Origin of the sequence: Sabulicella flocculans (assembly GCF_045449635.1) — a bacterium.
Taxonomy (GTDB): Bacteria; Pseudomonadota; Alphaproteobacteria; order Acetobacterales; family Acetobacteraceae; genus Roseococcus.
The window spans coordinates 1-9,674 of record NZ_JBJJBR010000038.1 but is presented as its reverse complement, the minus strand read 5'-3'; the positions used below and the strand labels follow the sequence as shown (position 1 = coordinate 9,674).

Sequence of the window (9,674 nt, the reverse complement as noted above, 5' to 3'; positions counted from 1 at the left end):
GGCCTCGCGGCGGGCGGCGGTCAGCCCGGCGCGCTCGCGCTCGCCCTCGGCGGCCTCGCGCGCGGCGCGGGCCTCCTGCTCGCGCAGCCGGGCGGCCAGCGCCGCCGCCTCGCCCAGCAAGCCGCGCAAAGCCACAAGCCCCAGCGCCACCTCGGCCGGCGGCAGGGGGGCGGCCAGCAGCAGCGGCGCCGGCTCGGCCGCCAGGCGCAGCAGCACGGGCAGCAGCGGCCCCAGCTCGCGCGTCACCCGCGCGGCGTCCTGGCGCGCCTCGGCCTCCGCCGCCTCGGCCGCCATCACGCGCAGGGTGGCCGCCACCACCTCGCGCTCCAGCGCCTGCACCCGGGCGGCGCCGGCCACGCGCTCGGCGGCCAGGGCCTCGGCCCGCGCGGCCGCCTCGCGCGCCGCCTCGCCCTCCCGTCCGGCCTGGGCGCGCGCCTCCGCGGCCGCGCGGCGTGCCGCCTCGGGGTCGGGCTGGGCCAGGGCCGGCCCGGCCAGCAGCAGGGAAAGCAGCAGCCATCTCACGCCGCGCACGGAATCACGTCCTGGCCCCGGCTGCCAGGGGCGTGCGCCGGTGGCATGATGGGCGCCTCATCTCCGCGGGAACCCATCGCCATGCCGGACGGCCGCCTGTTCATCGGCAGCAAGCGCTACTCCTCCTGGTCGCTGCGCGGCTGGCTGGCGGTGCGCATGGCCGCGCTGGACATCGAGGAGGTGGTGATCCCGCTGGCCGGCGGCGCCACCCCGGCGGTGAAGGCCGCCTCCCCCTCCGGCTTCGTGCCCTATCTCGAGCACGCCGGCGCCCGCATCTGGGACAGCCTGGCCATCGCCGAGTACTGCGCCGAGGCCGCGCCCGGCCTGTGGCCGGCCAGCCGCGCCGCCCGCGCCCACGCCCGCGCCGTGGCCGCCGAGATGCATGGCGGCTTCCGCGAGCTGCGGCTGGCGATGCCCTACAACGCCTGCCGCCGCTTCCCCGGCCGCGGCCGCAGCGAGGGCGCCCTGGCCGACATCGCGCGCATCGATGCCGCCTGGGCGGAATGCCTGGCGGCGCATGGCGGCCCCTTCCTGTTCGGCGCCGCCTTCACCCTGGCCGACGCCTTCTATGCCCCCGTGGTCGGCCGCTTCCTGACCTACGGGCCGGAGCTTTCCCCGGCCTCCCTCGCCTACATGGAGGCCGTGCGCGCCCACCCCCTGGTGGCGCAATGGCACGACGAGGCCGCCGCCGAGCCGGAATCCTGGCGCATCGCGAGATACGAGGAATGAGCGCCGCCGCCACCACGCTGGACCACGTCGGCATCTGCGCGCGCGAGGCCGGGCCGTTGCACGCCCGCTTCGCCGCGCTGGGCTTCACCCTGACGCCGCTGGCCCGGCAATCCGGCCCGGGCGGCCCCCTGGCCACCGGCAACCGCTGCGCCTTCTTCCGCCACGGCTACCTGGAGCTGCTGGCCATCCTGGACCCCGCCCTGCCCGACAACGGGCTGGGCGCCCTGCTGGACCGGCACGAGGGCATGCGTATCCTGGCGCTCGGCATGGACGACGCCGAGGCCAACCTCCGGCGCCTGCGCGGGGCCGGTCTGCCGATTCCCGGCATCGCCCCGCTGGCCCGCCCCTGCGACGACCCCCAGGGCCGCCCGGCGCGCTTCGAGCGCCTGCCCCTGCCCGACGCGCCGGAGGGCCGGGTGCAGCTGGTCCGCCACCTGACGCCCGAGCTGCTGTGGCAGGAACGCTGGCTGGACCACCCGAACCGCGTGCTGGCGCTGGAGGAAGCCTTCATCCTGTCCGGCGCGCCGATGGAAAGCGCCGCCCGCCTTTCCGTGCTGGCCGGCCGCCCGCTGGAGCCGCGCCCGGCCGGCGGCGTCACCCTGCGGCTGGACCACGGCGCCGTCTCGGTGCTCGACGCCGCGGGCGAGTTTCCCGACCTGCCCCGTCCCACCCTGGGTGGCTGCGCCTTCCGCACCGGCGACGGCACCGCCGCCATCCGTGCCCTGGCCCCGCACGGCACCGCCCTGCCCGATGGCTCCTGGCTGCTGCACGAGGCCGGGGCGGCGCTGGTGTTCCGCCCATGACGGCGCGCGCCGTCGGGCGCTCCGTGCGGCTCTACCACCAGCCGGCGCGCCGGCCCCTGCTGGACGCCTTCCACGCCCGCTTCCTCGGCCCCGGCGACCTGGCCTTCGACGTCGGCGCCCATGTGGGGGACCGGACGCTGTCCTTCCGCCGCCTGGGCGCCCGCGTGGTGGCGGTGGAGCCGCAGCCCGCCCTGCTGCGCGCCCTGCGCCTCATCCTGCGCAACGACCCGGGGGTGACGCTGGTGCCCGCCCTGCTGGGCGCGGCGGAGGGCGAGGCGCTGCTGCACTTGAACCGCGCCAACCCCACCGTGGCCACCGCCAGCCGCGAGTTCATCGCCGCCGCCGCCGGCGCCCCGGGCTGGGAAGGGCAGGAATGGGGCGCCGCCCTGCCCCGCCGCCGCACCACGCTGGATGCCCTGGCAGCGGCGCATGGCCGCCCGCACTTCATCAAGGTGGACGTGGAAGGCTGGGAGGCCGAGGTGCTGGCCGGCCTGTCCTCCGCCCCGCGCGCGCTGAGCTTCGAGTTCACCACCATCCAGCGCTTGGTAGCCCATGCCTGCCTGGCCCGGCTCGGGGCGCTGGGCCTCGCCGCCTTCAACGCCTGCCTGGGCGAGAACATGGAATGGGCCTTCCCCGCCCCGGTCGGCGCGGCGGAGATGGCTGCCTGGCTGGACGCCCTGCCGGCCGAGGCCAACAGCGGCGACATCTACGCCAGCAGCGAACCGGCGCGGCTGCGCGTTGCCGGGTGATGCGCCGCGCCTTCCTTGCCCTGCCCTTGCTGTCCGCCTGCGCACCGCAGCGAGTCGCCAACTGGCTGTCCGCTTCCGTCGAGGAGGAGCGCCGGGGCATCCCGTACGGCCCCGACCCGGCGCAGGTGATGGACCTCTACGGCCGCGCCGACGCGCCGCTGCTGGTGTTCGTGCATGGCGGCGGCTGGACCGCCGGCACCCCGCGCGACTACGCCTTCGTGGCGCGGCCCCTGGCGCGGCTGGGCTGGCGCGTCGCCGTGCCGGGCTACCGGCTGCATCCGGCGGTGACCCACCCCGCCTTCGTGGAGGACGTGGCGCGGGCCTGCGCCGCGCTGGACGGGCCGCTGGTGCTGATGGGCCATTCCGCCGGCGCCTTCATCGCCGCCGCCCTGGCTTATGACGGGAGCTGGGGGCTGCGGCGGCGCACCCGCGGCTTCATCGGCCTGGCTGGCCCCTACGACTTCCAGTCCAGCGAAGCCAACCCGCCCGCCATCTTCGCCGGGCTGACGCGTGTGGAGGCCATCCCGCACGGGATTCCGCTGGGCGGCGCCGCGCCGATGCTGCTGCTGCACGGGCTGGACGACACCACGGTGCGCCCGCGCCATTCGCGCGTGCTGGCCGCGCGCGGCCGCAACGCCGGGCTGGACGTGCGGCACCGGGAATATGCCGGCATGGGCCATGTCGGGATCATCGCCGCCTTCGCCGCCCCGGTGCGCCGCCTGGGGCTGGCCGACGCCGACGTGCTGGGCGAGGTGCGGGGGTTTTTGGAGGGTTACGCGTCCTCTTCGTAAGGCGAAAGATCTACGCGCTGAATGCGAAGACTTTCGACTGTGCGTACCCCGACGCCATGCTCGATCATCAGCTGTGACAACTCATCCCCGTCTATCAGCACGAGGCGGCGTTGCGTGCTAAGGCGCTCGGCGGCTCGCCGAGCGCCTTCGGTAAAGCGAGAGGTGGTAGCAAAGACGCCCTTGCTCGCACCTCGCTCGAGTAAAGAACCAGCGAAAGCCTGTATCGCCTCGGGACCTACCGCCTGGGACGCGGCATATCGCTTGGCTTGGATGTAAACCACATCCAGACCAAGCGCGTCCTCGCGAATAATGCCGTCCACTCCGCCGTCGCCGGACATCCCAATGCGCTCACCACGTCGACCGCCTCCGAAGCCCAGGGAAAGAAGCAGGTCGACAATCAAGACTTCGAACCGGGCGGGGGCAAGAGCACGCAGGCGGTCAAGTAGCTCGACGGACAAACCGGCCTGCATTGCCCGGTGTGCTTCCTGCAAGCGCTCCTCAGGCGTTTGGGTCGGGGCGACCTCCCCATCCTCTGAGGCCTCCGCACGTGTCTCAGTCTTTTCGCGGAACTCTCGGAATGCTGGGGAAGTGTCCTGCAAATAGGCGATTGAAATCTTGGCTGGAGGATTTGCCAGAACGGCGCGACCAGCCGGTGTGGCACGGTACTCTCCGCGACCCGTCCTTTCGATAAGGCCAGCCTTGTTGAGATAGGTGAAGGCCCAGTTCACTCGATTTGCCACGCGAGTTTGTCGACCGCTGCCAAGGAGCTCCGCACGCTCTTCCGCCGTAAGGCCGAAGCCATCTGCTGTTCGAGCAATTGCTTCGGAAACGCGTCCACGCCCCTCGGCTGCCTCGCGCAGAACAGGGAGCATAAAGGATTGAAAATCAGGCACAGACACAGCTTCTAAACCCCCGCCTGATCCATCGCGTCCAGCGCGTGCAGGGTGTAGGTGAACGCCGCCCCGGCGTTCAGCGCAATCGCCACCCCCAGTGCCTCCGCCACTTCCTCCTTGGTTGCGCCCGCCACCCGCGCCTTGCGGGCGTGCGCGTCCAGGCAGCCCTGGCAGCGCGTCGTCACCGCCACCGCCAGCGCGATCAGCTCCCGCGTCTTGGCGTCCAGGTGCGTCGTGGTGCTGGCGCCGCGCGACAGGGCGCCGAAGCCCTTCACCATCTCCGGGTGCAGGGCGGACAGTTCCTTGCCGCGCGCGCGCAGCGCCGCGTTGTAGCCGTCCCAATCCTCGATGCCCGACATGCCGTTCCGCCCTTCATGAAGAAGGCCCCGATGGTTTCCCACCGGGGCCTTCCGCACAAGTCCGCCGGGCGGCGCGGTCAGTGCGTCGCCTCGGGCTCCTTCTCCGCCTCGCCGTCGCCGTCCGGGCGCGGCAGGGCGGCCACCGGGGCCTCCTTGATGTCGAAGGTCAGCGCGCCGTCGGCCAGCCCCACCTTCACCGCGCCGCCCTTGGCGAGGCGACCGAACAGCAGCTCCTCCGCCAGCGGCTTCTTCACGTGCTCCTGGATCACGCGGGCCAGCGGCCGCGCGCCGTAGAGCGGGTCGTAGCCCTTCTCGGCCAGCCACTCCTTGGCGGCCGAGGACAGCTCGATGGTGACGTTGCGGTCGGCCAGCTGGGCCTCCAGCTGCATCACGAACTTCTCCACCACCTGCGCCACGATCTCGGCCGACAGGCCGGCGAAGGGGATCACCGCGTCCAGCCGGTTGCGGAACTCCGGCGTGAACAGGCGCTTCACCGCCTCCTGGTCCTCGTCCGTGCGCACCTCGCGGCCGAAGCCGATGGCGGGCTTGGCGAGGTCGGAGGCGCCCGCATTCGTCGTCATGATGAGGATGACGTTGCGGAAATCAACCGTCTTGCCGTTGTGGTCGGTCAGCTTCCCGTGGTCCATCACCTGCAGCAGGATGTTGTACAGGTCCTGGTGGGCCTTCTCGATCTCGTCCAGCAGCAGCACGCAGTGCGGATGCTGGTCCACGCCGTCGGTCAGCAGCCCGCCCTGGTCGAAGCCGACATAGCCCGGCGGCGCGCCGATCAGGCGCGAGACGGAGTGCCGCTCCATGTACTCGCTCATGTCGAAGCGCAGCATCTCGATGCCCAGCGTCTTGGACAGCTGCTTGGCCACCTCCGTCTTGCCGACGCCGGTGGGGCCGGAGAAGAGGTAGTTGCCGATCGGCTTCTCCGGGTCGCGCAGCCCGGCGCGCGACAGCTTGATGGCCGAGCTCAGCGCCTCGATCGCGCGGTCCTGGCCGAACACCATCGCCTTCAGGTCGCGCTCCAGGGTCCGCAGCACCTCCTTGTCGTCGGCGCTGACGGTCTTGGGCGGGATGCGCGCGATCTTGGCGATCGTCTCCTCGATGTCCTTGAGGGTGACGGTCTTCTTGCGCTTGCCCTCCGGCTGCAGCATGCGCGAGGCGCCGACCTCGTCGATCACGTCGATCGCCTTGTCCGGCAGCTTGCGGTCATGGATGTAGCGCGCCGAAAGCTCCACCGCGGCGCGGATGGCCTCGGGCGTGTACTTCACCTTGTGGTGCTTCTCGTAAGCGGTCTTGAGGCCCGCCAGGATCTTCACCGTGTCCTCGACGGAGGGCTCGTTCACGTCGATCTTCTGGAAGCGCCGCACCAGGGCGCGGTCCTTCTCGAAGTGGTTGCGGTACTCCTTGTAGGTGGTCGAGCCGATGCACCGCAGCGTGCCCTGCGCCAGCGCGGGCTTCAGCAGGTTCGACGCGTCCATCGCCCCGCCGCTGGTGGCGCCGGCGCCGATGACCGTGTGGATCTCGTCGATGAACAGCACGGCGCCCGGCTGGGCCTCCAGCTCGCTCACCACCGCCTTCAGCCGCTCCTCGAAGTCGCCGCGGTAGCGCGTGCCGGCCAGCAGCGAGCCCATGTCGAGTGAGTAGATGACCGACTTCGCCAGCACCTCCGGCACGTCGCCGTCGATGATGCGCTTGGCCAGCCCCTCGGCGATGGCGGTCTTGCCCACGCCGGGGTCGCCCACGTAGAGCGGGTTGTTCTTGGTGCGCCGGCACAGGATCTGGATGGTGCGCTCCACCTCCTGCTCGCGGCCGATCAGCGGGTCGATCTTGCCCTGCGCCGCCTTCTTGTTGAGGTTGACGCAATAGGTGGACAAGGCGTCCTGGTTGCGGCCGCCGCGCGGCTTCTCCTCGCGCTCCTCGCGCGCCGGGCTGCCCTCCTCCTCGCCCTTCGGCGCGCCCTGCACGGGGCGCGGCGTCGAGCGGCCCGGCGCCTTGGCAATGCCGTGGGAGATGAAGTTGACCGCGTCCAGCCGCGTCATGTCCTGCAGCTGCAGGAAGTAGACGGCGTGCGACTCGCGCTCGCTGAACAGGGCGACCAGCACGTTGGCCCCCGTCACCTCGTCGCGGCCGGAAGACTGCACGTGGATGGCGGCGCGCTGCACCACGCGCTGGAAGCCGGCGGTGGGCTTGGGGTCGCCCCCGCGGTCGCTCACCAGCCCGGCAAGGTCCTTGTCCAGGAACTCGGTGAGGTCGCGCTTGAGCTTCTCGACGTCCACGCCGCAGGCGCGCAGGACGGTGGCGGCATCCGCATCGTCCCCCAGGGCCAGCAGCAGGTGTTCGAGGGTGGCGTATTCGTGGCGCCGGTCATTGGCGAGGCCAAGGGCCCGGTGGAGCGTCTGCTCGAGGTTGCGGGACAGCATGGGAACGCTCCCCTATCAATCGTCCGGCCCACACGATGCGGAACGGAATGTTAACATCGGATGTGGGGCACCAACCCCGCCCCTCACACCCTCCAACGCATGCACGGCGCGCAGGTCACTCTTTCTCGATCGTGCACTGCAAAGGATGCTGGTTCTGGCGGGCCAGGTCCATCACCTGGGTCACCTTGGTCTCCGCGACCTCGTAGGTGTAGACGCCGCAGACGCCCACGCCCCGCCGGTGGACGTGCATCATGATGCGCGTCGCCTCGTCGCGGCCCTTCTGGAAGAAGCGCTCCAGCACGTGGACGACGAACTCCATCGGCGTGTAGTCGTCGTTGAGCATCAGCACCTTGTACATCGCGGGCTTCTTGGTCTTGGGGCGTGGCTTGACCACCACGCCGGTGGCGGGCCCGCCCTCGCCTTCTCGCTTGTCGCCTTCCGCCATCGCTGTCCTGCTCGATCACTTCCCTGCGGGCGCAGCGCCCGGCTCCCGGAGGATATCGGTTCGCGGCGCCCCGGGAAAAGGGTCTTGGAGGATGCGCACGCGGGGATGAACAAAACAAAAGCCCGGCGCGTTGCCGCGCCGGGCCCGTGACATTCGCCGGAAGGCAGGGTCAGGCCGCGAGCGGCTTGCCCACCTTCTCCATCGCCACCGTCAGGCGGGCGTTGATCGGGGCGAAGGAGGACTCGGCCAGCTTGAAGGCGGCTTCCTGCAGCTTCACCGTGTCGTTCATCGCGCGCTCGAACGAGGTCTTGGCGAAGGCGGCCTGCAGCTCGGCGGCCTCCTTCAGGGACTTCGCGGTGGACAGCGTCTTGGCGCTCTCAAGGGCATGGTCGGACAGGCCCTGCAGCATGGCCAGCGTCTGGCGGGACAGGTCCTGCACGCCGGTCATGTACAGCTGGGAGGCCTTGGTCATCGCCTCGAAGTTGGCGCGGCCGAACTCGGCGGCGTCCTCGGCGGCCTTCATCACGTCGGCGGCGGCCTTGTTGGCGTGCTGCATGCCCTGCTCGACCGCCACGCGCGCCTGCACGGTGGTGTCCTCCATGACCTTCTGGCCGGCCACCGCCGCGTCGGCCATCACCTTCTTCACGTCCGCCTGGGTCTTCATCGTTCGGTCTCTCCGTCGCTGGCACCGCCCGGAAAGCCCTGGCGGGCCTGGGACGGCAAGATAATGCTGCGATGCAGCAAGACGGTATCTAGGCGGTCTGACCGACCAGGGCAAGCGGAATTTTGTGCAGCGCACAATAACGCGTTAACCATTGGAATCGCACGCTTTTGCCGAAAGCCGCTGGACAGGTCGTTCCAGCGCGTGTTGAATGGAAGGCGGTGGTGCCCTCCTTGGGGGAGGCAGGGCGCGCACCGGATGATGGAACGGGGGGTTTCCTGCATGGGCTTGGCTGGTTTCGCGCGTCGCCTCATGGGCGGCGCCTTGGCGCTCACGCTGTCCGCCGCCCCGGCCCTGGCCGAACTCACCGACAGCCCGCGCTACGCCTCCATCGTCACAGAGGCGCGCACCGGCAACGTCCTGTCGGCGCAGAACGCCGACGAGGTCCGCCACCCCGCGTCGCTCACCAAGATGATGACGCTCTACATGCTGTTCGAGGCGATGCGCGCCGGCCGGGTGGAGCTTTCCACCCCCATCCGCGTCTCGGCCGAGGCCGCCTCCCGCCCGCCCTCCAAGCTGGGCGTGCCGGCCGGCGGCGCCATCAGCGCCGAGACCGCCATCCTCGCCCTGGTCACCCGCTCGGCCAACGACGTGGCCAGCGCCGTGGGCGAGCACCTGGCTGGCGACGAGGACAACTTCGCCCGCATGATGACCATGCGCGCCCGCTCGCTCGGGATGACGCGCACCACCTTCCGCAACGCCTCCGGCCTGCCGGATCCCGACCAGGTGACGACGGCGCGCGACATGGCGCTGCTCGGCCGGCGCCTGTTTCTCGACTTCCCCGATCGCTACGCCTACTTCGCCGTCACCCAGTTCGCCCATGGCCAGCGGATGATCCGCAACCACAACGGCATGCTGCACGACTACCCGGGCGCGGACGGCATCAAGACCGGCTACATCAACGCCTCCGGCTTCAACATCGTCACCTCGGCGCAGCGCGACGGCGTGCGCCTGGTGGGTGCGGTGTTCGGCGGCGGGTCCTGGTACCAGCGCAACAGCCACATGGCCGAGCTGCTGGACGACGGCTTCGAGCGCATGGGCGTCCGCCGCCCCGCCGTGATGGTGAACGCGCCGCGCCAGCCGGCGGTGGCGGTCGCGGCGGCCCGCGCCCCGGCCCCCGTGCCCTATGGCCGCCGCGCCGCGCCCGCCTTGGCCCGCGTCCAGCCGCCGGCCCGCGCGCAGCTCGTCTCCGCGCCGACGCGCCCCGCCCCGCGCTTGGCCGCC

The 9,674-nt window shown here is 71.4% G+C and carries 10 protein-coding genes and 1 pseudogene; 5 read left to right on the top strand and 6 right to left on the bottom strand.

The window, feature by feature from the left end; genetic code table 11:
- Positions 1-531 (bottom strand): annotated as a pseudogene (locus tag ACI6QG_RS19170) (hypothetical protein); the annotation flags it as partial.
- An 81-nt stretch (positions 532-612) separates the two neighbouring features.
- On the opposite strand from ACI6QG_RS19170, the gene ACI6QG_RS19165 reads away from it, so the two are divergent.
- Genes ACI6QG_RS19165 through ACI6QG_RS19150 form a run of 4 tightly spaced genes read left to right on the top strand, consistent with a single transcriptional unit; the run spans position 613 to position 3,603 of the window.
- Complete coding sequence (locus ACI6QG_RS19165) at positions 613-1,260, top strand: glutathione S-transferase family protein (protein WP_407026194.1); 648 nt, start codon at positions 613-615, stop codon at positions 1,258-1,260.
- The gene (locus ACI6QG_RS19160) at positions 1,257-2,063 is read left to right on the top strand and encodes a VOC family protein (protein WP_407026193.1); all 807 of its coding nucleotides are present in this window, start codon (positions 1,257-1,259) and stop codon (positions 2,061-2,063) included. Before ACI6QG_RS19165 ends, ACI6QG_RS19160 begins: the two co-directional genes overlap by 4 nt.
- Positions 2,060-2,812 carry an FkbM family methyltransferase gene (locus ACI6QG_RS19155; protein ID WP_407026192.1) on the top strand — a complete coding sequence of 251 codons (753 nt, stop codon included), beginning with the start codon at positions 2,060-2,062 and terminating at the stop codon, positions 2,810-2,812. Before ACI6QG_RS19160 ends, ACI6QG_RS19155 begins: the two co-directional genes overlap by 4 nt.
- Entirely contained in the window at positions 2,812-3,603 is a 792-nt protein-coding gene (locus ACI6QG_RS19150) for an alpha/beta hydrolase (RefSeq protein WP_407026191.1), read from the top strand. The genes ACI6QG_RS19155 and ACI6QG_RS19150 overlap by 1 nt, the downstream gene beginning before the upstream one ends.
- Here the strand turns inward: ACI6QG_RS19150 and ACI6QG_RS19145 are convergent.
- From ACI6QG_RS19145 to ACI6QG_RS19125, 5 genes are all read right to left on the bottom strand, one after another.
- Positions 3,585-4,496, bottom strand: coding sequence for a restriction endonuclease (locus ACI6QG_RS19145; protein WP_407026190.1), 912 nt, complete (start codon positions 4,494-4,496; stop codon positions 3,585-3,587). The two genes, ACI6QG_RS19150 and ACI6QG_RS19145, sit on opposite strands and share 19 nt — an antisense overlap.
- Positions 4,497-4,507: 11 nt before the next feature.
- Positions 4,508-4,855 carry a carboxymuconolactone decarboxylase family protein gene (locus ACI6QG_RS19140; RefSeq protein WP_407026189.1) on the bottom strand — a complete coding sequence of 116 codons (348 nt, stop codon included), beginning with the start codon at positions 4,853-4,855 and terminating at the stop codon, positions 4,508-4,510.
- Positions 4,856-4,932: 77 nt separating this feature from the next.
- Positions 4,933-7,284, bottom strand: a complete 2,352-nt coding sequence (gene clpA, locus ACI6QG_RS19135; protein ID WP_407026188.1) for an ATP-dependent Clp protease ATP-binding subunit ClpA — start codon at positions 7,282-7,284, stop codon at positions 4,933-4,935.
- A 115-nt stretch (positions 7,285-7,399) separates the two neighbouring features.
- Positions 7,400-7,729, bottom strand: coding sequence for an ATP-dependent Clp protease adapter ClpS (clpS, locus tag ACI6QG_RS19130; RefSeq protein ID WP_407026187.1), 330 nt, complete (start codon positions 7,727-7,729; stop codon positions 7,400-7,402).
- Positions 7,730-7,898: 169 nt separating this feature from the next.
- A complete protein-coding gene (locus tag ACI6QG_RS19125) occupies positions 7,899-8,393 on the bottom strand; it encodes a phasin family protein (RefSeq protein ID WP_407026186.1) in 495 nt (164 codons plus the stop codon).
- A 321-nt stretch (positions 8,394-8,714) separates the two neighbouring features.
- Here ACI6QG_RS19125 and ACI6QG_RS19120 point away from each other — a divergent pair.
- The coding region (locus tag ACI6QG_RS19120; protein ID WP_407026185.1) for a D-alanyl-D-alanine carboxypeptidase family protein at positions 8,715-9,674 on the top strand (960 nt) is incomplete at its 3' end.